At 68.4% G+C, this 21,903-nt stretch carries 19 protein-coding genes; 14 read left to right on the forward strand and 5 right to left on the reverse strand.

Annotated features, from left to right (window positions below):
* The first annotated feature begins 122 nt into the window (after positions 1–122).
* From AWC24_RS07415 to AWC24_RS07450, 8 genes are all read left to right on the forward strand, one after another.
* The gene (locus tag AWC24_RS07415) at positions 123–422 is read left to right on the forward strand and encodes a DUF4233 domain-containing protein (RefSeq protein WP_234807293.1); all 300 of its coding nucleotides are present in this window, start codon (positions 123–125) and stop codon (positions 420–422) included.
* Positions 423–627: 205 nt separating this feature from the next.
* Positions 628–1,074: a nucleoside-diphosphate kinase gene (gene ndk, locus AWC24_RS07420; RefSeq protein ID WP_085083782.1), complete on the forward strand. Its 447-nt coding sequence runs from the start codon at positions 628–630 to the stop codon at positions 1,072–1,074.
* A gap of 296 nt (positions 1,075–1,370) precedes the next feature.
* The gene (gene rne, locus AWC24_RS07425) at positions 1,371–4,202 is read left to right on the forward strand and encodes a ribonuclease E (RefSeq protein ID WP_407663429.1); all 2,832 of its coding nucleotides are present in this window, start codon (positions 1,371–1,373) and stop codon (positions 4,200–4,202) included.
* A 193-nt stretch (positions 4,203–4,395) separates the two neighbouring features.
* On the forward strand, positions 4,396–4,707 hold the full coding sequence (rplU, locus tag AWC24_RS07430) for a 50S ribosomal protein L21 (RefSeq protein ID WP_013828400.1): 312 nt from the start codon (positions 4,396–4,398) through the stop codon (positions 4,705–4,707).
* Positions 4,708–4,719: 12 nt separating this feature from the next.
* Positions 4,720–4,986 carry a 50S ribosomal protein L27 gene (gene rpmA, locus AWC24_RS07435; protein ID WP_085083503.1) on the forward strand — a complete coding sequence of 89 codons (267 nt, stop codon included), beginning with the start codon at positions 4,720–4,722 and terminating at the stop codon, positions 4,984–4,986.
* 103 nt (positions 4,987–5,089) lie between these two features.
* Positions 5,090–6,535 (forward strand): GTPase ObgE, encoded by a 1,446-nt coding sequence (gene obgE, locus AWC24_RS07440; protein ID WP_085083505.1) that lies wholly within the window; start codon positions 5,090–5,092, stop codon positions 6,533–6,535.
* Complete coding sequence (gene proB / locus AWC24_RS07445) at positions 6,532–7,635, forward strand: glutamate 5-kinase (RefSeq protein WP_085083507.1); 1,104 nt, start codon at positions 6,532–6,534, stop codon at positions 7,633–7,635. The genes obgE and proB overlap by 4 nt, the downstream gene beginning before the upstream one ends.
* A gap of 9 nt (positions 7,636–7,644) precedes the next feature.
* Positions 7,645–8,406, forward strand: coding sequence for a PE-PPE domain-containing protein (locus tag AWC24_RS07450; protein WP_085083509.1), 762 nt, complete (start codon positions 7,645–7,647; stop codon positions 8,404–8,406).
* An 8-nt stretch (positions 8,407–8,414) separates the two neighbouring features.
* Here the strand turns inward: AWC24_RS07450 and AWC24_RS07455 are convergent, their stop codons facing one another.
* Positions 8,415–9,050 carry a TetR/AcrR family transcriptional regulator gene (locus tag AWC24_RS07455; RefSeq protein WP_085083511.1) on the reverse strand — a complete coding sequence of 212 codons (636 nt, stop codon included), beginning with the start codon at positions 9,048–9,050 and terminating at the stop codon, positions 8,415–8,417.
* A gap of 102 nt (positions 9,051–9,152) precedes the next feature.
* Here AWC24_RS07455 and AWC24_RS07460 point away from each other — a divergent pair, with 102 nt between their 5' ends.
* Positions 9,153–10,412, forward strand: a complete 1,260-nt coding sequence (locus AWC24_RS07460) for a cytochrome P450 (RefSeq protein ID WP_085083513.1) — start codon at positions 9,153–9,155, stop codon at positions 10,410–10,412.
* A gap of 79 nt (positions 10,413–10,491) precedes the next feature.
* On the opposite strand, the gene AWC24_RS07465 is transcribed toward AWC24_RS07460, so the two are convergent.
* Genes AWC24_RS07465 through AWC24_RS07475 form a run of 3 tightly spaced genes read right to left on the reverse strand, consistent with a single transcriptional unit; the run spans position 10,492 to position 13,164 of the window.
* Positions 10,492–11,739 carry an MFS transporter gene (locus AWC24_RS07465; RefSeq protein ID WP_085083515.1) on the reverse strand — a complete coding sequence of 416 codons (1,248 nt, stop codon included), beginning with the start codon at positions 11,737–11,739 and terminating at the stop codon, positions 10,492–10,494.
* A gap of 29 nt (positions 11,740–11,768) precedes the next feature.
* Positions 11,769–12,620: an NAD-dependent protein deacetylase gene (locus AWC24_RS07470; RefSeq protein WP_085083517.1), complete on the reverse strand. Its 852-nt coding sequence runs from the start codon at positions 12,618–12,620 to the stop codon at positions 11,769–11,771.
* A gap of 4 nt (positions 12,621–12,624) precedes the next feature.
* Positions 12,625–13,164, reverse strand: a complete 540-nt coding sequence (locus tag AWC24_RS07475; protein WP_085083784.1) for a cysteine hydrolase family protein — start codon at positions 13,162–13,164, stop codon at positions 12,625–12,627.
* Positions 13,165–13,222: 58 nt separating this feature from the next.
* On the opposite strand from AWC24_RS07475, the gene AWC24_RS07480 reads away from it, so the two are divergent.
* Complete coding sequence (locus AWC24_RS07480; protein ID WP_085083519.1) at positions 13,223–15,277, forward strand: NAD(+) synthase; 2,055 nt, start codon at positions 13,223–13,225, stop codon at positions 15,275–15,277.
* 15 nt (positions 15,278–15,292) lie between these two features.
* Positions 15,293–16,036: a class I SAM-dependent methyltransferase gene (locus AWC24_RS07485; RefSeq protein WP_085083521.1), complete on the forward strand. Its 744-nt coding sequence runs from the start codon at positions 15,293–15,295 to the stop codon at positions 16,034–16,036.
* A 43-nt stretch (positions 16,037–16,079) separates the two neighbouring features.
* On the opposite strand, the gene AWC24_RS07490 is transcribed toward AWC24_RS07485, so the two are convergent.
* Positions 16,080–16,949, reverse strand: coding sequence for a ribokinase (locus tag AWC24_RS07490; RefSeq protein WP_085083523.1), 870 nt, complete (start codon positions 16,947–16,949; stop codon positions 16,080–16,082).
* 61 nt (positions 16,950–17,010) lie between these two features.
* Here AWC24_RS07490 and AWC24_RS07495 point away from each other — a divergent pair, with 61 nt between their 5' ends.
* From AWC24_RS07495 to AWC24_RS07505, 3 genes are all read left to right on the forward strand, one after another.
* Positions 17,011–19,203, forward strand: a complete 2,193-nt coding sequence (locus AWC24_RS07495; RefSeq protein ID WP_407663449.1) for an adenylate/guanylate cyclase domain-containing protein — start codon at positions 17,011–17,013, stop codon at positions 19,201–19,203.
* Entirely contained in the window at positions 19,200–20,564 is a 1,365-nt protein-coding gene (locus tag AWC24_RS07500) for a mechanosensitive ion channel domain-containing protein (protein ID WP_085083527.1), read from the forward strand. Before AWC24_RS07495 ends, AWC24_RS07500 begins: the two co-directional genes overlap by 4 nt.
* Before the next feature lie 77 nt (positions 20,565–20,641).
* Positions 20,642–21,895 (forward strand): glutamate-5-semialdehyde dehydrogenase, encoded by a 1,254-nt coding sequence (locus AWC24_RS07505; RefSeq protein ID WP_085083529.1) that lies wholly within the window; start codon positions 20,642–20,644, stop codon positions 21,893–21,895.
* The last annotated feature ends 8 nt before the right edge of the window (positions 21,896–21,903 follow it).

Here is a 21,903-nt window from a genome sequence, read left to right on the forward strand (position 1 = left end):
GCAGTGACCTGGTGGCACCTCGGGTGCATCAACGCTTCATCCAGAAGCGATGACCTCAGGAAGGTAGACCAGTGAGCGACCCCACGGCGGCGCCCGATCCATGGCGCGGCTTCCGCGGCGTGATGGCGGCGACGCTGATCCTCGAGGCGATCGTGGTGCTGTTGGCGCTGCCGGTGGTCCATGTGGTCGGCGGGGGGCTCTCGCCGGTGTCGCTGACCTACCTGCTGGGTCTGGCGCTGCTGTTGCTGCTGTTCACCGGTATCCAGGGCCGGCCCTGGGCGATCTGGGCCAACCTGGCGCTGCAACTGGTGCTGATCGCCGGCTTCGTGGTCTATCCGGCTGTCGGGATCATGGGGCTGGTGTTCGCCACGGTGTGGGGACTGATCGCGCACTTCCGTGCGGAGGTGTTGCGCCGCCAGTGACGAGGCGGAGCGGAGCGAGGCTGAGGAGCGGCGTATCGGCACCGCCAGTGACGAGGCGGAGCGGAGCGAGGCGGAGCGTGTCGGTGGCGCTGGTGGCCGGGCGGCGATTCGGTACGCTGTCGCCCGTGCCGCTGGCGATGACCGGTGGAGTACCCGGCCGCGCGGCGGCGAGGGACACGGAGCGATGGATGAGGAGCGGCGCTTCATGACTGAGCGGACCTTGGTGCTGATCAAGCCGGATGGCGTGAACCGCCGGCTGGTGGGCGAGATCATCAGCCGGATCGAGAAGAAGGGCCTGACGCTGGCGGCGCTGGAACTGCGGCCGGTCCAGCAGGCGGTGGCCCGGCAGCACTACGGCGAACACGAAGGCAAGGCGTTCTTCGCCTCGCTGCTGGACTTCATCACCTCCGGGCCGGTGGTCGCGGCCGTGGTGGAGGGGCCGCGGGCCATCGAGGCCTTCCGGCAGCTCGCCGGCGGTACCGACCCGGTGGCCAAGGCCACGCCCGGCACCATCCGGGGCGACTTCGGGCTGGAGACCCAGTTCAACCTGGTGCACGGCTCCGACTCCCCGGAGTCGGCGGAACGCGAGATCGCGCTGTGGTTTCCCGACTTGAAGCCGTCGTCGCCGACGTCTCCGATGACACTGGCCTGACCTCGGAGTTAATGCCTTTCGCGCGGCTCGGTCCGGTTGTGTGGGATACTGGCCACTGGGTGAACGTCACCGGACCGGTGTCCGACACCCGAATGAAGACTTAGGTGAGTGCGACGGTCGCGAGATGTGATGCGGCGCCGATCGCCGGTCCTCATTCAGCCAGGCACCGAGTCGGTTCCACCCGAGCCCCTCGGAGCGAGACCACCACAAGCCCGGGGAAGTGAGCCGGGCGAATAACGAGAAGCCCTCGCGTGGCCGCGTCGTAAGCGACGCGCCCGGGGGCTTGAGGAGAATACGTGGCAGATTCGTCGCTTTTCAAGAGCCCTTTTTCAGACGTATCAGCGGTGCCGACCGAGCAGGAGGGGCTGCCGGACCGGCTGCGGGTCCACTCCCTGGCGCGGGTTCTGGGCACCACCAGCAAGCGGGTTCTCGACGCGCTGATCGAGCTGGACGGACGGGCACGCAGCGCCCACTCCAGCGTGGACCGCGTCGAGGCGGTCCGCGTTCGCGACCTGCTGGTTTCCACCGAATCGCCCACCGAATCGCCCACCGCGGAGGCGTCCGGCGAACCCGGGGACGCGGCCGACGAGCCGGAGTCGCGGCTGTTGCTGGAGACGGCTCCGGAGGCGGCCAACACGCGGGTCGACTACATGCCGTTGTTCGTGGCGCCGCAACCGGTCACGTTCGAGCCGCCGGCGCCCCAGGAGGCCGACGCCGGGTCCGATGATGACGACGACCTCGGCTCCGACAGCGACGACGAGAACGGGGACCGCCCCGCCAATCGGCGTCGCCGCCGCGGTCGGCGCGGTCGCGGCCGGGGCCGCGGCTCCGACGGCGCAGCCTCGGACGACGGGGCAGACACCGACGCCGACGCCGACGACGACGGCGACGACGACGATTCGGCCGCGGAGTCCGGCGAGAACTCGGACGCCGAGGACACCGGTGACGACGACGGTGATGCGGCCGACGAGACGGGCAGCCGACGTCGGCGCCGCCGGCGTCGGCGCAAGACCGGCAACGGCGATGACGAGGACACCGGGTCAAGCGATGACCCGCCGAACACCGTCGTACACGAACGGGCCCCGCGGAAGACCACCAGGAGCACCAAGAACGAGAAGAGCTCGTCGGACGACGAGATCCAGGGCATCACCGGCTCGACCCGGCTGGAGGCCAAACGGCAGCGTCGCCGCGATGGTCGCGACGCCGGGCGCCGCCGGCCGCCGATCCTGAGTGAAGCCGAGTTCCTGGCTCGCCGCGAGGCCGTCGAACGCCGGATGGTGGTCCGTGACCGCGTCCGCACCGAGCCGCCGCACACCGGCGCGCGTTACACCCAGATCGCCGTGCTCGAAGACGGCGTGATGGTCGAACATTTCGTCACCTCGGCCGCCTCCACGTCGCTGGTGGGCAACGTCTATCTGGGCATCGTGCAAAACGTGCTGCCATCGATGGAGGCCGCCTTCGTCGACATCGGCCGGGGCCGCAACGGCGTGCTCTACGCCGGCGAGGTCAACTGGGAGGCCGCCGGCCTCGGTGGGACCAACCGCAAGATCGAGCAGGCGCTCAAACCCGGCGACTATGTCGTCGTGCAGGTCAGCAAGGACCCGATCGGGCACAAGGGCGCCCGGCTGACCACGCAGGTGTCGCTGGCTGGCCGCTACCTGGTGTACGTGCCGGGCGCGTCGTCGACCGGGATCAGCCGCAAGCTGCCCGACACCGAGCGGCAACGGCTCAAGGAGATCCTGCGCGAGGTGGTGCCCCCCGACGCCGGCGTGATCATCCGCACCGCGTCTGAGGGTGTCAAAGAAGAAGACATCCGCTCGGACGTGGAACGCCTCCAGGAACGCTGGACCCAGATCGAGGCCACCGCGGCCGAAACCAAGAACAAGGCAGCCGGCGCGGCGGTGGCGCTGTACGAAGAGCCCGATGTGTTGGTCAAGGTGATCCGGGACCTGTTCAACGAGGACTTCACCGAGCTGGTGGTGTCCGGTGACGACGCCTGGGCCACGATCAACGACTACGTGGGTTCGGTGGCGCCCGAACTGGTGTCGAAGTTGACCCGCTACCAGGTTCCCGAAGGTCCGGAGGGGCAGTCCGGGCCGGATGTGTTCGCCGTGCACCGCATCGACGAGCAGTTGGCCAAGGCGATGGACCGCAAGGTTTGGCTGCCCTCGGGCGGCACGCTGGTGATCGACCGGACCGAGGCCATGACGGTCGTCGACGTCAACACCGGCAAGTTCACCGGATCCGGCGGCAACCTCGAGGAGACGGTGACCAAGAACAACCTGGAAGCCGCCGAGGAGATCGTGCGGCAACTGCGGTTGCGCGACATCGGCGGCATCATCGTCATCGACTTCATCGACATGGTGCTGGAATCCAACCGCGACCTGGTGCTGCGCCGGCTGACCGAGGCACTGGGCCGTGACCGCACTCGCCACCAGGTCTCGGAGGTGACGTCGCTGGGGTTGATACAGCTGACCCGCAAGCGGCTGGGCACCGGCCTGATCGAGGCCTTTTCGTCGTCGTGTCAGCACTGCGCCGGACGCGGCATCATGGTGCACGCCGACCCGGTCGACTCGGCCGCGCCGGGACGTAGGTCCGAACCGGCCGGCCGCCGCAGCAGGCGATCGAAGAAGCCCAAGGTCGACGAGCCGGTCGTGGCCAAGGTTCCGGCGCACACCCCCGGTGACCACCCGATGTTCAAGGCCATGGCCGCGGCAAGTGACCGCGGCGACGACGAGTCCGACGACGGCGCGGAGGTCGAGGCCACCGCGGAGTCGGCGGCCGGGGAGCAGCAGTCGGCCGTCGAGCAGGAGCCGCAGGTGACCGGCGCCGCGCTCGCCGAGGACAGCGACGACACCTACGACGGTGAGGACACCGACGACACCTACGACGGTGAAGACAGCGACGACACCGACGACGGCGACGACACCGATGAAGAGGTCGAAGTCGACCTCGACGACGATGACGACGACTACGACGACGATCTGGACGTCATCGACGAGGCAGACGAGTCCGACGACGACACCGATGACGACGAGGCCGGCCGGGACACCCTGGCAGCCGCGGCGCCCTACGAACGTCCTCGACGGCGCCGGGCGGCGGCCCGGCCGGCGGGGCCGCCGAGCTGAGAAAGGGCACCGCGCGGGGTAGGCGAGGCCGGTTTGACCCCTTAGTCGCTGGTCAAGTACCCTAGACCAGTTGTCGCCAGGCGGAATTAACCCGGCTCGGCCGACAGAACCCCACCCACCTGCGCAAGTCCCGATGGCGTGCGCTGTGAGCGGCACCCGAGAAGTACTCGAGAAGTAGAGGTAGACACCAACGATGGCGACGTACGCAATCGTCAAGACCGGCGGCAAGCAGTACAAGGTTGCCGTCGGTGACGTGGTCAAGGTCGAGAAGCTCGATTCAGAGCCGGGATCGTCGGTCTCGCTGCCGGTCGCGCTGGTCGTGGACGGCACCACCGTCACCACCGACGCCGGCAAGCTGGCGAAGGTCGCGGTCACCGGCGAGGTGCTCGAGCACACCAAGGGCCCCAAGATCCGCATCCACAAGTTCAAGAACAAGACCGGCTACCACAAGCGGCAGGGGCACCGTCAGCAGCTGACCGTGCTCAAGGTCACCGGCATCAAGTAGGGAGCGAACGAGATGGCACACAAGAAGGGCGCTTCCAGCTCACGCAACGGGCGCGACTCCAACGCGCAGCGTCTCGGCGTCAAGCGGTTCGGCGGCCAGGTCGTCAAGGCCGGCGAGATTCTGGTGCGGCAGCGGGGTACTCATTTCCATCCCGGCACTAACGTCGGGCGCGGTGGGGACGACACCCTGTTCGCCACGGCGCCCGGTGCGGTCGAGTTCGGCCTGAAGCGCGGCCGCAAGACCGTCAACATCGTTCCTGTCGCCCGCGTCGAGAGCTAACCAACCGGCCCCGCGCCGGATGCGTGCACTGACTGCGAAAATGGGCGACAAACTTCGCAGTGGTTGCACGCTCGGTGTGTGGGTTGGGTGAGAGGAAAGCTCGATGTCCCGGTTCGTCGACCGCGTCGTCATCCATGTGCGCGCCGGCGACGGGGGTAACGGCTGCGCGTCGATTCACCGGGAGAAGTTCAAGCCGCTGGGCGGCCCGGACGGCGGCAACGGTGGTCGCGGCGGCAGTGTCGTGCTGGTCGTCGACCCGGGCGTGCACACCCTGTTGGACTTCCATTTCCGGCCGCACATCAAGGCCGCGTCCGGCAAGCAGGGCCAGGGCAGCAACAAGGACGGCGCTGCCGGCTCCGACCTGGAGATCAAGGTGCCCGACGGCACCGTGGTGCTCGACGAGCACGGCCGGCTGCTGGCCGACCTGGTCGGTGCGGGCGCCCGTTTCGAAGCCGCCGCCGGCGGGCGCGGCGGATTGGGCAACGCGGCATTGGTGTCGCGGGCCCGCAAGGCGCCCGGATTCGCGCTGCTGGGGGAGAAGGGCGAGACCCGCGACCTCACGCTGGAACTCAAGACCGTCGCCGATGTGGGCCTGATCGGGTTTCCCTCGGCGGGCAAATCCGCATTGGTGTCGGTGATCTCGGCGGCCAAGCCGAAGATCGCCGACTACCCGTTCACGACGCTCGCGCCGAACCTGGGCGTGGTCTCGGCCGGGGACAACACCTTTACCGCCGCCGATGTGCCCGGCTTGATCCCGGGCGCCTCGGGGGGACGCGGACTGGGCCTGGACTTCTTGCGGCACATCGAACGGTGCGCGGTACTGGTGCACATTGTGGATTGTGCAACCGCAGAGCCGGGCCGTGATCCGCTCTCCGACATCGAGGCGATCGAAGCCGAACTGGCCGCCTACACGCCCACCATGCAAGGGGATTCGGCGCTGGGTGACCTGGTGGACCGGCCGCGGGCGGTGGTGCTCAACAAGATCGACGTGCCGGAGGCGCGGGAGATGGCCGAGTTCGTCCGCGACGACATCGTGGCCGAGCGCGGCTGGCCGGTGTTCATGGTGTCGACGGTGAGCCGGGACGGCCTGCGGCCATTGGTTTTCGCGCTGGCCGAGATGGTGGCGGCCTATCGTGCCGCGCAGCCGGAACCGGTGGCCCGCCGGCCGGTGATCCGGCCGATACCCGCGGGGGAGACCGGGTTCAGCGTGGCGCCCGACGGCGACGGCGGTTTCATCGTGCGCGGGTCGCGCCCGGAGCGCTGGGTGCACCAGACCAACTTCGACAACGACGAGGCGATCGGCTATCTGGGTGACCGGTTGGCGCGGCTCGGGGTCGAGGACGAGCTGCTGCGGCTGGGCGCCACGCCGGGCTGCGCGGTCACCATCGGGGAGATGACGTTCGACTGGGAGCCGGCCACGCCGGCCGGCGTGGACGTCACCTTGTCCGGGCGGGGCACCGACAGCCGGCTGGAGCGCACCGACCGGGTCGGTGCCGCCGAACGCAAGAGCGCGCGCAAGCAGCGTCGCGAGCAGTCGGACGAGGCATGACCGGCACGGCCCGAGAGGCGATCCGCACGGCACGCAGCGTCGTCGTCAAGATCGGCACCACCGCGCTGACGGCCGACAACGGCATGTTCGACGCGGACCGGCTGGCCGGGCTGGCCGAGGCGATCGAGGCCCGGATGACAGCCGGCTCGGACGTGGTGATCGTGTCGTCGGGCGCGATCGCCGCCGGGCTGGAGCCGCTCGGCTTATCGAAGCGGCCCGCGGACCTGGCCACCAAGCAGGCTGCCGCCAGCGTGGGCCAGGTGGCGTTGGTCAACGCCTGGAGCGCAGCATTCGGCCGGTTCGGCCGGACCGTCGGGCAGGTGTTGCTCACCGCCCAGGACGTCTCGATGCGGGTGTCGCACACCAACGCCGCCCGCACCCTGGACCGGCTCCGGGCACTGCACGCGGTGGCGATCGTCAACGAGAACGACACCGTGGCCACCAACGAGATCCGGTTCGGCGACAACGACCGGCTCTCGGCGCTGGTGGCGCACCTGGTCGGCGCCGATGCCTTGGTGTTGCTCTCCGACATCGACGGGCTCTACGACGCCGACCCCCGCAAAGGGCCGGCCCGGCTGGTCCCCGAGGTGCGCGGTCCCGACGACCTCACCGGCGTGGTGGCCGGGGAGAGCAGTCACCTGGGCACCGGCGGGATGGTGTCGAAACTGTCGGCGGCGTTGCTGGCCGCCGACGCCGGCGTCCCGGTGTTGCTGGCTGCCGCTGCCGACGCTGCCGCGGCCCTCTCGCACGCATCGGTGGGCACCGTGTTCGCGCCACGGCCGCAACGGTTGTCGGCGCGCAAGTTCTGGGTACGGCACGCCGCGGACACGGCGGGCACGTTGACGCTCGACGCCGGTGCGGTCGAGGCGGTGTTGCAACGGCGGCGCTCACTGTTGGCGGCCGGCATCACCGGGGTATCGGGCAGATTCCACGGCGGCGACGTGGTCGAACTGTGTGGCCCGGACGCGTCGGTGGTGGCTCGTGGTGTCGTCGGTTACGACGCAACGGAACTGGCGGCCATGATCGGTCATTCCACCGTCGAGTTGGCGCCGGATGCGCGCCGCCCCGTCGTCCACGCCGACGACCTGGTGGCGGTGTAGGACACCGCGATGAGCACCGTTTTCACCATCGACGGGGCGGGATGGAGCGGGTTTCTGCGGTTCATGTGTCGTGGCGCCGTCACCAGGGGCAAGACAATCCGGAAGGTCAAGTACCCCAACACCTACTTCGACGGATTGCGGTATGTCCCGGCGGTCCGCGCGGTGGAAAGAGGTGCGCAGACGCTCGACGACATGCTGACCGCGCACTTCGACGGATGCCCCGACGCCGACGACGTGCTGGTCTACGGCGTGAGCATGGGGGCGCAGGTGGCCTGCAAGTGGCTGCGCGAGCACGGGCCGACCTCGCCGGTCCCCGTCGACAAGGTGTCGTTTCTGCTGCTGGCCAATCCTGAGCAGCCTTTCCACGGCGTCTACCAGGCCGACCGCGGGCTGGTGAAGTTCATGACGCTGCCCGACTACGGCGGTGTCGGCGTACCGGTGGCCACCCCGTTTTCGGTGACCGACGTGTGCCGCCAGTACGACGGCATGGCCGATTTCCCCAATCTGCCTGCCGCACGGGTCGATTCGCTGGCCGTCAGCAACGCCCTGTTGGGTCTGCTGGTCGTGCACAACAACTACTTCCGGCTCGATCTCGACAGCCCGGACAACCTCCGCGTCGGCCGCGGCAACGTCACCTACATGCTGTCCCCGACGCGCGTGCCCCCGATCTGCCGCCTCACGGCGCTGTTCGCCACCAGGCGCGAACGCCAGCGTCACAAGATCGAGAACTCCTATGACCGCTCGGCCTGGAAGGGCAGGATCGCGCGGTAGTGCCCGGTCTACCTTCCGGTGGGCGTCAGATACAGCGCGCCCCAGACGACTTCGGTTAGCGCCGTGACGAGTTCAGCGTCGTAGTCGGCGTCCCGCGCCGGTAGATTCTGTTGACAGGCTCGCTCCACCATCCATGTCAGGGCGCTCGCGGTGGCGGCGACGGGCAGGGCGCGGCGAATGGAACCGTCGGCCTGGCCGTCCTCGATGACCCGCGCCACCCGGCCGGAGATGCCGGTCAGCAACTCCCGGTAGGTGGCCGCCACCAGCGGGTCGTAGCCGGCCATCTCGCTGAGCGCGATCAGCAGCGGCTGGTGTCGTCGATAGCTGGCGACGATCGCGGTCATCGCGGCGCGCACATCGTCGGGATCGCGACGCCCTGCCACCTCCCACCAGCGTTCGGCCCCCGAGGCCAGATCGCCGAAGACCTGACCGGCGAGCTGGCGCAGCAGATGGCCCTTGTCCTCGAAGTAGATGTAGAAGCTGGCGCGCGACATCCCCGCCTCGGTCGTGAGCCGGTCCACGCTGAGTTCGGTGAAGCTGGTGCCTGCGCTCATCAGCCGCTCGGTGGCGTCGAGCAGGCGACGTTCGATCTCCCCACGCCGCTGTTGGCGGCTGGCCGGGGGCTTGCGAGTCACCGATCCCACACCGCTCAGCGTAGCGGTTGTGCAGACATCTTGACTAGACAATCTGTCTAGACGTAGCGTTGGCAAAGCGCGTGTGATCGTCGTCATAGCAAAGGGGAATCCATGTCAGCGCCGTCGCCCTCCGCCCGCAGCTACGACCCCGTCGATCTGTCGTCGCGCGCCTTCTGGTCCAGCACCGCTGCCGAGCGGGAACGGTCCTACGCCGTTCTGCGCGCCGAGCGTCCGGTGAGCTGGCACCCGCCGGTCGAAGACGCCATGCTGGACGATCCCGACGATCCCGGTTTTTGGGCCGTCACCCGGCACGCGGACATCGTCACGGTGAGCCGCACCAACGAGGTGTTCCTGTCGGGCAAGGGCGTGCAGTTCGAGAACATCCCCGCCGAGCTGCTGGAAACGACGCAGTCCTTCCTGGCCATGGACCCGCCCCGGCACACCACGTTGCGCAAGTTGGCCACCGCCGCGTTCACCCCCCGCCAGGTCCGGCGCATCGAGGGCTCGATCAAGGCGAGCGCCAAGGCGATCGTCGAAGAGCTGAAGGCTGCGGGCAGCGGAGCCGACTTCGTCGAGTACTGCGCCAAGGAACTGCCGCTGCGGACACTGGCCGACATGATGGGGATCCCGGGTTCCGAACGGGCGCAGGTCGCCCACGCCGCAGACGCCCTGGTGACCGCCAACGACCCGGTGTGTCTCGGCGGCCGCAGCGCGATGGAGGTGATGTTCGAAAGCGTGGGTTATCTGCATCAGCTTGCCGGCACGCTGGCCGCGCAGCGTCGTGAGCAGCCCGGCGACGACCTGTTCAGCAGCCTGGTGAATGCCGAGGTGGACGGCGACCGGCTCACCGACGCCGAGATTTCGGCGTATTTCGTGCTGCTGTGCGTGGCCGGCAACGACACCACCCGGCAAACCACCAGCCACGCCCTCAAGGCGCTCACCGACTTCGGTGAGCAACGAGCCTGGCTGCTCGAGGACTTCGACCGGCGCATCGGGATGGCGGTCGAGGAATTCATTCGCTATGCCACGCCGGTGATGACCTTCCGGCGCACCGCCGCAACCGACTACGAACTCGGGGGCCAGACCATCCGGGCCGGCGACAAGGTGGCGATGTTCTATGCGTCCGGGAACTGGGACGAGACGGTGTTCGACCAACCGGACCGGTTGGATCTGAGCCGCGACCCCAACCCGCACGTGGGCTTCGGCGGCGGCGGCCAGCACTACTGCCTGGGAACCCATGTGGCGCGCGCCCAACTGCGCGCCATGTTCACCGAGCTGCTCCGCGAGTTGCCGGGCATCGAGGCCGGCAAGCCGGAGTACGTGGCGGGCAGCTTCATCCATGGCGTCCGCGCCATGCCCTGCACCTTCTGACGGCGGTGCCGGGCCCGCCGGGGTCGACGGCGGGGAAGACACGGCCAGGCATCTTCGACGGCGTCCGCAGCGGCGACCGTCAACCGGGCAAGGGCGGCGGTGTCAAGCTCGGACCGAAATGTCGTCCGGTGGCGTCCCTGCCGACCGCAGTCAGCGCCACGACGGCGATCAGCGCCGGCACCACCGTGACGACCAGGGCGAACGGGTAGCCGTGGGAGGCCGCCAGATGCTCCTGGATCGGCAGGTTGAACGCGGCCAGCAGATTGCCCAGCTGATAGGTCACGCCCGGATAGAAGCCGCGGATCGCATCCGGCGACATCTCGGTCAGGTGCGCCGGGATCACGCCCCAGGCGCCCTGCACACAGACCTGGAGCAAAAACGATCCCAGGCACAACATGCCCGCGCTGTGCGACAGCGCGAACAGCGGCACGATCGGCAGGCCCATCACCGCGGCCCAGATGATCGCGTAGCGCCTGCCCAACCGCTGCGACAGCGAGCCGAAGATCAGCCCGCCGATGATGCCGCCGATGTTGTAGATCACCGCGATCCACTTCGCCGTGACATGGGACAGTCCCGCACCGTCGTCCGAGCTCAGAAACGTCGGGTAGATGTCATGCGTGCCGTGGCTCATCCAGTTGAACGCCGTCATCAACAACACCAGATAGCAGAACCGGCGGATGACCTTCGCGTTGGTGAAAACATCACGAATCCTGGTGCGGGTCAGCCGCATTCGATCCTGGGTGGCCTGCCACACCTCGGATTCGGTAACCCGGTAGCGAATCAGCAGACTGATCATCGCCGGCAGGATGGAAAGCCCGAACAACCAGCGCCAGGACAGCCCCAGCCAGTCGTTCACCAGCAGCGAGGCCAAGGTGGCAGCCAGATAGCCGAACAGATAGCCCTCCTGCAGTAGCCCGGAGAAGAAGCCACGTCGCTCCGGCGGGATCTTCTCCATCGCCAGGGCGGCGCCCAACCCCCATTCGCCGCCCATACCGATGCCATAGAGCAGGCGCAGGATCACCAGCACGGTGAAGTTGGGCGCGAACGCGCACAGGAACCCCACCGTCGAGTAGAAGATCACGTCCACCATCAGCGGCAGTCGCCGGCCGACGCGGTCGGCCCACAACCCGAACAGCAGCGCCCCGACCGGACGCATCACCAGTGTGGCGGTGGTCAGGAACGCGACCTCGGTCTTGGTATGGCCGAACGTCTTGGCGATGTCGGCGTAGACGAACACCACGATGAAGTAGTCGAAGGCGTCCATCGACCACCCCAGCAGGGCGGCCAGGAAAGAGTTGCGCTGATCGGAGGTGAGGCGCTGTTTCACGCCGAATATCGTGCCCTATCCGACGGGGTCTACCGGGGTGAAATCACGCCGATCAGCTCAGCGGCCAACACGGTCAGCGCCGCCGAACAGCTCCCGTCGAACTTGATGTCCGCCACGTCGTCGCCGCGAGTGGGGCCCCGGTTGACGATGGCGACCGGAATACCACGCGCCGCCGCGTGACGGACGAAGCGGTAACCGGAGAACACCGTCAGCGAGGAACCCGCCACCAGCAGGACTTCGGCCTCGTCGACCACCGAATAGGCTTGGGCGACCCGGTCCTTGGGAACATTCTCGCCGAAGTAGACGATGTCGGGCTTGAGGATCCCGCCACAATGACCGCAGTCGAGAAAGCGGAAGGACGCGGTGTCGGTCACCACGGCGTCCGCGTCCGGGGCTACCGCGATGGCACCGAGATGACCGGTTCGGCCGAGGAATCCGGGGTTGAGCTCCTCCAGCTGCTCGGCCAGCGAAGCCCGGCTCATGGCGGCCCCGCACCTCAGGCAGACCACCGTCGCGTAACTGCCGTGCAGGTCGATGACACGACCGCTGCCCGCCCGGGTGTGCAGCAGGTCGACGTTCTGGGTGATCACCCCGGTAACGACGCCGGCCGCTTCCAGTGCGGCCAGCGCCGTGTGCCCGGCGTTGGGTGCGGCGCCGGCCATGTGTCGCCAGCCGAGGTGGTTGCGCGCCCAGTAGCGCTGACGGAAAGCCGGATCGCCGGTGAATTGAGCGATCGTCATCGGGTTGCTCGGTGGGGAATCCGGGCCGCGATAGTCCGGAATGCCCGAGTCGGTGGAGATGCCGGCGCCGGTGAGCACCGCAGTCCGCCGGCCCGCCAGCAGCGTCAGCAGGTCGCAGACCGTCGGTTCGGCTCCGCCCATCCGGCTAGCGTAGGCACTGCGCGGCAGTCGACCGTTCGGCAGCCATATTGCGGCACATCATCTCCAGGGCCGCATCGCCCAGCGCGGCGTCGATGTGGGCGACGGCATCGACCGGTAGCACCACCGGCAGGTGGCGGACGTAGGCGTCCAGGGCGGTGTAGAGGATGCACTGTTCGGTGACCTGCCCGGTCAGGATCAGCCGTCGGGTGCCCAGCCGGCCCAGCAAGTACTCCAGCGGGGTGGAATAGAAGGCGCTGTGTCGCACCTTGGTCACCGTGCGGTCGTCGGGCGTGGGCACGATGGGGCGAACCAACTCCGGGCGGTCGCCCTCGAGTGCCGACCTGATGATGTCGGTGAATCCGGCGGTGAAGTCGCCGTGGTTGTCGTTGACGTAGATCAGGTCGATCTGCTCGTCGGCCCTACTGCGTTGCACCAGGTCGGCGAGCGGTTCGATGATCTTCTCGACGTTGTCGGCCAGCTCGGCCGCGTCGGGATGCCGGTAAGCGTTGAGCATGTCGATGACGGCCACCGCGGTATCGCTCATGGCCTGGGTGATACCCGAAAGCTGCGCGTTGACACCATCCGGGCGAGAATGGGAGGCCATGGAGAATTCTGGGGAGTTCTACAACGCCTACCGGCACGGGTTCGCGCGGGTTGCCGCCTGCACGCACCGGACCACGCTCGCCGACCCGGCCGCCAACGCCGAGTCGGTGCGGCGCCTGGCGCGGGAATGCCATGACGACGGCGTCGCACTGGCCGTCTTTCCCGAGCTCACGCTGTCTGGCTACTCCATCGAGGACATCGTGCAGCAGGACAGCCTGCTCGCGGCCGTCGAGGCGGCGTTGCTCGACGTCGTCGCGGCCTCGGCGCAGTTGCTGTCGGTGCTGGTGGTGGGCGCGCCGCTGCGCTACGCCCACCGCGTCTACAACACCGCGGTGGTGATCCACCGCGGGCGCATCCTCGGGGTGGCGCCGAAGTCGTATCTGCCCACCTACCGGGAGTTCTACGAGGGGCGCCAGTTGGCCGCCGGCGCCGACGAGCGCGGGCTGATCCGGCTGGACGGCGTCGACGTGCCATTCGGGCCGGACCTGCTGTTCGCCGCGACCGACCTGCCGGGCTTCGTGCTGCACGTCGAGGTGTGCGAGGACATGTTCGTGCCGGTGCCCCCGAGTGCCCAGGCCGCGCTGGCCGGCGCGACGGTGCTGGCGAATCTCTCCGGTAGCCCGATCACCGTCGGGCGCGCCGAAGTTCGCTGTCTGTTGGCGCGGTCGGCGTCGGCGCGATGTCTGGCCGCCTACGTCTACGCCGCCGCCGGGGAGGGGGAGTCGACCACCGACCTCGCCTGGGACGGCCAGACGATGATCTGGGAGAACGGCACGCTGCTCGATGACAGCGAACGCTTTCCCACCGGCGCCCGCCGCTCGGTCGCCGACATCGACCTCGGGCTGCTGCGCTCGGAGCGGGTGCGGATGGGCACCTTCGACGACAACCGCCGCCACCACCGCGACGCGGTGCAGTCCTTCCGGCGGGTGGAGTTCGCGTTGGATCCGCCAGCCGGGGATATCGGGCTGCGGCGCACGGTTGAGCGATTTCCGTTTGTGCCGTCGAATCCGCAGCGACTGCAACAGGATTGCTACGAGGCCTACAACATCCAGGTGTCGGGTTTGGAGCAGCGGCTGCGCGCCCTGGACTATCCCAAGGTGGTCCTCGGGGTGTCGGGGGGACTCGATTCGACCCACGCCCTGATCGTCGCCGCGCGCGCCATGGACCGGGAGAACCGGCCACGCAGTGACATTCTGGCGTTCACCATGCCCGGGTTCGCCACCGGCGAGCGCACCAAGGCCAACGCGGCCGCGCTGAGCCGGGCGCTGGGGGTGACCTTCGCCGAGATCGACATCCGTGACAGCGCGAGGCTGATGCTGACCGAGCTGGGCCATCCGTTCGCCCGCGGTGAAGCGGTCTACGACGTGACATTCGAGAACGTGCAGGCCGGCTTGCGCACCGACTACCTGTTCCGGATCGCCAACCAGCGTGGCGGCATCGTGCTGGGCACCGGTGACCTGTCGGAGCTGGCGCTGGGTTGGTCCACTTACGGGGTGGGCGATCAGATGTCGCACTACAACGTCAACGGCGGGGTGCCCAAGACGCTGATCCAGCACCTGATCCGCTGGGTGATCAACTCCGGTGAGTTCGACGCCGACGTGTGTGCGGTACTGGCCTCGGTGCTCAACACCGAGATCAGCCCGGAACTGGTACCGGCGGCCGACGGTGAGGAGATTCAGCGCAGCGAGGACAAGGTGGGGCCGTACTCGTTGCAGGACTTCGCACTGTTTCAAGCGTTGCGCTACGGGTTCTCGCCGGCCAAGATCGCGTTCTTGGCCTGGCATGCCTGGCATGACGCGGCAGCAGGGGCTTGGCCGCCCGGGTACCCGTTGGACAAACGGCAGGCCTATTCTCTGGCGGACATCCGGCACTGGCTGAAAGTCTTTGCGCAGCGGTTCTATTCGTTCAGCCAGTTCAAGCGCTCGGCGCTGCCGAACGGGCCGAAGGTCTCCCACGGTGGTTCCCTCTCACCGCGAGGGGAATGGCGAGCCCCGTCGGACATGTCGGCGCGGATCTGGCTCGACGAGATCGAACGGGAGATTCCACACGGCTAGGGAGGAGCACCGAGGATGGCCGAAATTCGACGGTTTCCGTTGTCACCGGCGTTGCAGCGGGCGATAACTTTGCTCAGCGATCCGCCCTCCGACCCGCAGGTCAGCCGCGGCTATCTCGACCTACTCGACGGGGCTGGCGAGGCGGGCGCGCAGCAGAACACCGGTGCCATCCAGAAGCTGTGGGCCTCGTCGTTCGGGTCGATGTTCTACGACAACGCCCAGGCGTTGGGCCGCCGGCTGCTCGAAGCCTGGCAGCACCCGATCGACTGGCTGAACATCCCGACCGGCGGGGTGGCGCTGGACGTCGGCTGCGGCCCGGGCAGTATCACGGCCTCGCTGGCCCGCGCCGTGGACGTCGACGGTTTGGCGCTGGGTATCGACGTCTCCGAGCCGATGCTGGCGCGTGCGGTACGGGTGCAGGCCGGCTCACAGGCCGCCTTCTTACGGGCCGACGCACAGCGACTGCCGCTGCGCGACAACACCGTTGACGCCGTCATCTCGATTGCCGTGCTGCAGCTGATCCCCGATCCGGCAGCGGCGCTGGCCGAGATGGGGCGGGTGCTCAAGCCCGGCGGCCGGATCGCGCTCATGGTGCCCACCGCAGGATCGGCCTCCCGGATGTGGCGGCTGCTGCCCAAGGCCGGTGCACGGGTATTCGACGACGACGAGATCGCCGACACCCTCGAAAGCCACGGTTTCAGCAGCGTCCGGGCCAAGAACTATGGAACCATCCAATGGGTGCGCGCCCAGCGGGTCTGACCCGCTGACCGCGAATACCCGGCGGTGCCCGCCGGACCGGGCGTCAGCGACTCGGCGGGCCGGTGGTCAGCGCCGCTTCGATGGCCTCGGCGGTCGGGCCGCAGTCCCCGGCGCCGGGCACCAGCGTCGCCAGCGCCCCGGCCGCACAGGCAAGGCGCAGTGCATGCGCCTTGCCGCTGGGCCACTCGGCCGCCAGCACGCCGGCGAAGACATCGCCGGCACCGGAGGTGTCGATGGCGGCCACCACCGGCGCAGGCACCTCGACGATGCCATCAGCCCCGCGGTAGCGGGCGCCTCGCGCTCCCAGCGTCACCACCCGGTGCGGCACCGGATCGGTGAACTGCGCTGATTCCGTCTCGTTGACCACCGCCACATCCATCAAATCGATCAGCCCGGACAGCTCGGATTCCTCGGCACCGATCGGGGAGACGTTGACGATCACGGTCGCTCCCGCACGGCGAGCCGCTCGGGCCGCTGCGGTGGCCGTGGCGACCGGAATCTCCAGTTGCAGCAGCACCACTTGAGCCTCGCTGATCAGGTCTCGCTGGCCGGGGTCCAGCATCAGCGCGCCGTTGGCGCCCGGTGCCACCACGATGGTGTTCTCTCCGGCCGGATCCACCGTGATGACCGCCGAACCGCTGGGGCCTGCGACGGTCGTCAACCCGTCGGTGCCGACACCGTTGTCCCGCAGGTGCCGGCGCAGCCGCAGACCGGCGTCGTCATCACCCACTGCTCCGACGAACGAGACGTCGGCGCCGGCACGTGCCGCCGCCACCGCCTGGTTGGCGCCCTTGCCGCCGGGATGGGTGCTCGACGCCGAGCTGAGGACCGTCTCGCCCGGACCGGGCAGCGCCGCCACCGTGAACACGGTATCGAGATTCACACTGCCCACCACGCACAGCTGCGTCGCCATGCCGTCCAGCTTCGCATTCGCGACCGGGTGATGTCGCGCATCGCTTAGGGTGGGGAACCGTCTGATAACCGGGGAAGGGAGTGGCCGGGTGGACTCGGCACCGTCGGCAGCCGCGGACGACACCGCGAACGTTGAGCGACGGCGCCGGTGGCTGCCGTCTCGGCTCAGCATCCAGACCAAGCTGATGCTGATTCTGCTGCTGACCAGCATCCTCTCGGTTGCGGTGGTGGGTTTCGTCGAGTTCCAGTACGGCGCAGCCGAACTGCAACGTTCGGCGACGAGCAAGCTGGTACAGGCCCGGGAAGCGCAGCGCCGAGCGGTCTCGAGCCTGTTCGCAGAGATGACCAGTTCGCTGATCATCTTCAGCGGAGGAGCGATGGCCTCCAACGCGCTGCACGCGTTCACCGCGGGTTTCGACGAACTGGCCCGCGCCACAGTCACTCCCGAGCAGCAACGCGCGATCGTGGGTCACTACCGCGACAGCTTCATCGAGCAGCTGGCCGAATGGACCGGGGAGCGGGCGGACATCGCCGCATTGCTGCCGACGTCGACCGCGCAGCGTTACCTGCAGGCCCACTACACCGCCGGCTATACCGCGGAGTCCGACAAGCCCGAGGATGCCGGTGACGGCAGTGCCTGGTCAGCGGCAAACGCCGAGTTCAACAACTTTTTCGCCGAGATCGTCAAGCGCAACGAGTACCTGGATGCGCTGCTGCTGGACGCCAGGGGCAACGTGGTCTACTCGGTGAAAAAGGGAGTGGACCTGGGCACCAACGTGCTGACCGGCCCGTACCGCGAATCCACGCTGCGTGAGGCCTACCGCAAGGCGATGGCCTCCAACGCGGTCAACTTCGTCTGGATCACCGATTACCAGCCCTACCAACCGAGCTTGGACACGCCGACCGCCTGGCTGGTGTCGCCGGTCGGCGTCAAGGGCAGCGTCGAAGGGGTGCTGGCCTTGCCGCTGCCCAGCGCGAAGGTCAACCGGATCATGACCGCCAACGGGGACTGGAAAGCCGCCCAGGTCGGGCGCACCACCGAGACCTATCTGGCCGGACCGGACGACCTGATGCGTTCCGACTCGCGGCTGTTTCTGGAGGATCCGGAGCGGTACCGCCGCGAAGCGGTGGCGGCGGGTACGCCGATCGCCACTGTCGACAAGGCCCTCAAACAGGGGACCACCACTCTGGTTCAGCCGGTGGGCTCCCCGGGTCTGAGCGCCGCGCAACGCGGCCAGACCGGCACACTCAACACCGGATACGACTACCTCGGAAACCGCGAACTGGCCACCTACGCGCCGCTGACCATCCCCAACTCGGACCTACAGTGGTCGATCCTGGCGACCAGGGACTACTCCGACGCGTACGCCGGGGTCACCGCATTCAGCAAGCGGGTGGTGCTGGCCACCACCGGGGTCATCTTCGCCATCTGTGTGCTGGCGATGCTGCTCGCACGGCTTTTCCTGCGACCGATCCGGCGGCTGCAGACCGCGGCACAGCGGATCAGCGCCGGCGACTACAGCGCCGCGGTGCCCAGCGGAACGGCCGACGAGATCGGCGATCTGACCAAGGCCTTCAACGACATGAGCCGCAGCCTGCGGACGAAGGAGGAATTGCTCAACGAGCAGCGCAAACAGAACGACGAGCTGCTGTTGTCGCTGATGCCGGAGTCGGTGGTGCGGCGCTACCGCGGCGGGGAGCAGGCCATCGCCGAAGAACACCACAACGTCAGCGTCGTCTACGCCGAACTGCAGGGGATCGACCAGCTCTCCGGCGAGGTGGCCGCGAACGAATTGGTGACGATCGTCGACGATCTGGTCCGGCAATTCGACGCGGCGGCCGAAGTCGTTGGAGTCGAACGAATTCGAACCATGTACAACGGCTACCTGGCCGGCTGCGGATTGACCACCCCGCGGCTGGACGGCGTGCACCGCATCGTCGAGTTCGCATGCGAGATGCAGCGCATCGTCGATCGGTTCAACGTCAAATCCGGTCACCGGCTGAGCCTGTGGGCCGGTGTCAACACCGGCGAGGTCGTCAGCGGTCTGGTGGGCCGATCCGGGGTCACCTACGACCTGTGGGGATCGGCCGTCAACCTCGCCTATGAGTTACGCAGGGGCACACCGCAATCCGGCATCTACGTCACCGCGACGGTGCGCGACATGCTCGGCGGCGACGGGGAGTTCACCCCGGTCGGCGACACGACCATCGGTGACACCGAAGAGCAGGCCTGGCGTTTGTCGGAGCCGACGTGAACATCCTCGGGCCGTGGTTCTACTGGGCGGTCGGCGTGGCCGCCGGGTTTCCGGTCGGCCTGATCCTGCTGACCGAATGGCATGTGGCGCTGACCCGCAGGGGCAGCTACCTGGCCCGGCCGGTAGCGCTGGTGCGGAATTACCTGCTCCCGCTGGGTGCGCTGCTGGTGTTGCTGGCGCAGGTGGCCGCCGTACCCGCACAGGACCCGACGGTGCGGGTCCTCTACACCCTGTTCGGATTTGTGCTGCTGGTGTTGCTGCTGTCCGGGCTGAACGTCACCTTTTTCCAGAGCGCCCCGAAAGGCTCCTGGCGGGGCCGGATCCCGACCATCTTCGTCGACGTCGCCCGATTCCTGCTGATCGGTGTCGGGCTGGCGCTGATCCTGTCCTACGTCTGGGGCGCCAAGATCGGCGGTCTGTTCACCGCGCTGGGCGTGACCTCGGTGGTCATCGGCCTGATGCTGCAGAACTCGGTCGGCCAGATCGTTTCTGGACTGTTCATGTTGTTCGAGCAGCCGTTCCGGATCGGCGACTGGCTGGCCACCCCGACCGCCCGCGGCCGCGTCGTCGAGGTGAACTGGCGCGCGGTGCACATCAGCACCGCCGGCGGTCTGCAGGTCACCCCCAACTCGGTGCTGGCCGGTACCTCGTTCACCAATGTCAGCCGATCCGGCGGTGCGCACCGGGTGTCGATCACGACGACGTTCGCGGTCTCCGACCCGCCCGACCGGGTATGCGCCCTGCTGTCGCGGGTCGCCACGTCACTGCCGATGCGAACCACCGGTGAAGGGCCCGGCTCGGTAGCGCTCGGCGGCGGCGAATACCGGACCGCGATCGCCCTGGATTCCCCGGACGACGAGGGCCCGGCACAGGCCACGTTCCTGCGATGGCTCTGGTATGCCGCTCGCCGGGAGGGTCTGCACCTCGACGACTCCGACGACGTGTTCTCGACACCCGAACGGGTGGCCGAGGCGCTGCGCACGGTGGTGGCCCCTGCGCTGCGGCTGACCGACGCCGACCAGCAGGCCGTCGCGCCGTACGCCGCGGTGGTGCGTTACGGCGCGGACGAAGTCCTGGAGCGAACCGGCCAGGTGCCGACCGCGATGATCTTCCTGACCGAGGGCAGTGTCCGGCTCACCACCGAGGATCCTGCGGTGCCGGACGCCACGCTGCGCCACGGTGCCTTCCTCGGGGTCACCACGCTGACCCGGCAGGCCAGCCAGTTCGACGCCCAGGCGCTCGAGGAAGTGACCGCGGTGGTGATCGACCGCGAACACATCGAGGACCTGGTGATGGCCAAGCCGCTGTTGCTGCAGGAGTTGGGCCGGATCATCGACCAGCGTCGCGCGGTGCCGGCTTAGCGGAGGGGCCGCTGCGGGCCGGCGCCGTCGAACGGGGCCGTTTCGCCCGATTCATCGTTCGCCGATACGCTGGGACGATGAGCGTCCCCGTACTTCCCGACCTGCGCCAAGAGGTCCACGACGCCGCCCGCCGGGCCCGGATCGCCTCCCGTGCGCTGACATCGTTGTCCACCGTGGCCAAGAACAGTGCGCTGAACGCCGCGGCCGATGCACTGCTGGCCCATGCCGACGACATCCTGGCCGCCAACGCCGAGGACCTGGCCGCAGCCCGGGCTGCCGGCACTCCGGAGGCCATGTTGGACCGGCTGGCGCTGAACCCCCAGCGTGTCGAAGGGATCGCGGCGGGCCTGCGCCAGGTCGCGGGGTTGCCCGATCCGGTCGGTGAGGTGCTGCGCGGTTACACGCTGCCCAACGGACTGATGCTGCGCCAGCAGCGGGTTCCGCTCGGCGTGGTCGGCATGGTCTACGAGGGCCGGCCGAACGTCACCGTCGACGCGTTCGGGCTGACGCTCAAATCCGGCAACGCCGCGCTGCTGCGCGGCAGCTCGTCGGCGGCGCACTCCAACCGGGCCCTGGTCGACGTGCTGCGCAAGGCCCTGACCGACGAGGACCTACCCGCCGACGCCGTCCAGTTGCTCTCGGCTGCCGACCGCGTCACCGTGACCCACCTGATCCAGGCCCGGGGACTGGTCGACGTGGTGATTCCGCGGGGCGGGGCCGGGCTGATCGAGGCCGTGGTGCGCGATGCGCTGGTCCCGACCATCGAGACCGGCGTCGGCAACTGTCACGTCTACATCCATGAGGGGGCCGACCTCGACGTCGCCGAAGAGGTGCTGTTGAACTCCAAGACGCGTCGACCCAGCGTCTGCAACGCCGCCGAGACGCTGCTGATCGACAAGGCCATCGCCGCGTCCGCGTTGCCGCGGCTGGTGGATGCGTTGACCGCCGCCGGGGTTGCGGTGCACGGGGACGCCGACGCGGCCGCGGCCGAGGACGATCTGCGCCGCGAATACCTGGCGATGGACATCGCCCTCTCGGTGGTCGACGGGCTCGAGGACGCCATCGATCACATCAACGAATACGGCACCGGGCACACCGAGGCCATCGTGACCAGCAACATGGCCGCCGCGCAGCGCTTCAGCGAGCAGGTCGACGCCGCGGCGGTCATGGTCAACGCCTCCACGGCGTTCACCGACGGCGAGCAGTTCGGCTTCGGCGCCGAGATCGGCATCTCGACCCAGAAGCTGCACGCTCGCGGCCCGATGGGGTTGCCGGAACTGACATCGACCAAATGGATCGTGTGGGGCGACGGCCACACCCGTCCCGTCTAAAGGAGCCG

The sequence above is a fragment of the Mycolicibacter senuensis genome (assembly GCF_002101885.1).
In the GTDB taxonomy this organism is placed as follows: Bacteria; Actinomycetota; Actinomycetes; order Mycobacteriales; family Mycobacteriaceae; genus Mycobacterium; species Mycobacterium senuense.

Bases quoted from the DNA above. Each gene is read 5' to 3' on its own strand.
- rplU (WP_013828400.1), top strand. From the start codon at position 4,396: ATGGCGACGTACGCAATCGTCAAGACCGGCGGCAAGCAGTACAAGGTT.
- proB (WP_085083507.1), top strand. From the start codon at position 6,532: ATGACCGGCACGGCCCGAGAGGCGATCCGCACGGCACGCAGCGTCGTC.
- rpmA (WP_085083503.1), top strand. From the start codon at position 4,720: ATGGCACACAAGAAGGGCGCTTCCAGCTCACGCAACGGGCGCGACTCC.
- AWC24_RS07490 (WP_085083523.1), bottom strand. From the start codon at position 16,949: ATGGCGACGCAGCTGTGCGTGGTGGGCAGTGTGAATCTCGATACCGTG.
- AWC24_RS07480 (WP_085083519.1), top strand. From the start codon at position 13,223: ATGGAGAATTCTGGGGAGTTCTACAACGCCTACCGGCACGGGTTCGCG.
- AWC24_RS07475 (WP_085083784.1), bottom strand. From the start codon at position 13,164: ATGAGCGATACCGCGGTGGCCGTCATCGACATGCTCAACGCTTACCGG.
- AWC24_RS07485 (WP_085083521.1), top strand. From the start codon at position 15,293: ATGGCCGAAATTCGACGGTTTCCGTTGTCACCGGCGTTGCAGCGGGCG.
- ndk (WP_085083782.1), top strand. From the start codon at position 628: ATGACTGAGCGGACCTTGGTGCTGATCAAGCCGGATGGCGTGAACCGC.
- AWC24_RS07470 (WP_085083517.1), bottom strand. From the start codon at position 12,620: ATGGGCGGAGCCGAACCGACGGTCTGCGACCTGCTGACGCTGCTGGCG.
- AWC24_RS07505 (WP_085083529.1), top strand. From the start codon at position 20,642: ATGAGCGTCCCCGTACTTCCCGACCTGCGCCAAGAGGTCCACGACGCC.
- AWC24_RS07450 (WP_085083509.1), top strand. From the start codon at position 7,645: ATGAGCACCGTTTTCACCATCGACGGGGCGGGATGGAGCGGGTTTCTG.
- AWC24_RS07415 (WP_234807293.1), top strand. From the start codon at position 123: ATGGCGGCGACGCTGATCCTCGAGGCGATCGTGGTGCTGTTGGCGCTG.
- obgE (WP_085083505.1), top strand. From the start codon at position 5,090: ATGTCCCGGTTCGTCGACCGCGTCGTCATCCATGTGCGCGCCGGCGAC.
- AWC24_RS07460 (WP_085083513.1), top strand. From the start codon at position 9,153: ATGTCAGCGCCGTCGCCCTCCGCCCGCAGCTACGACCCCGTCGATCTG.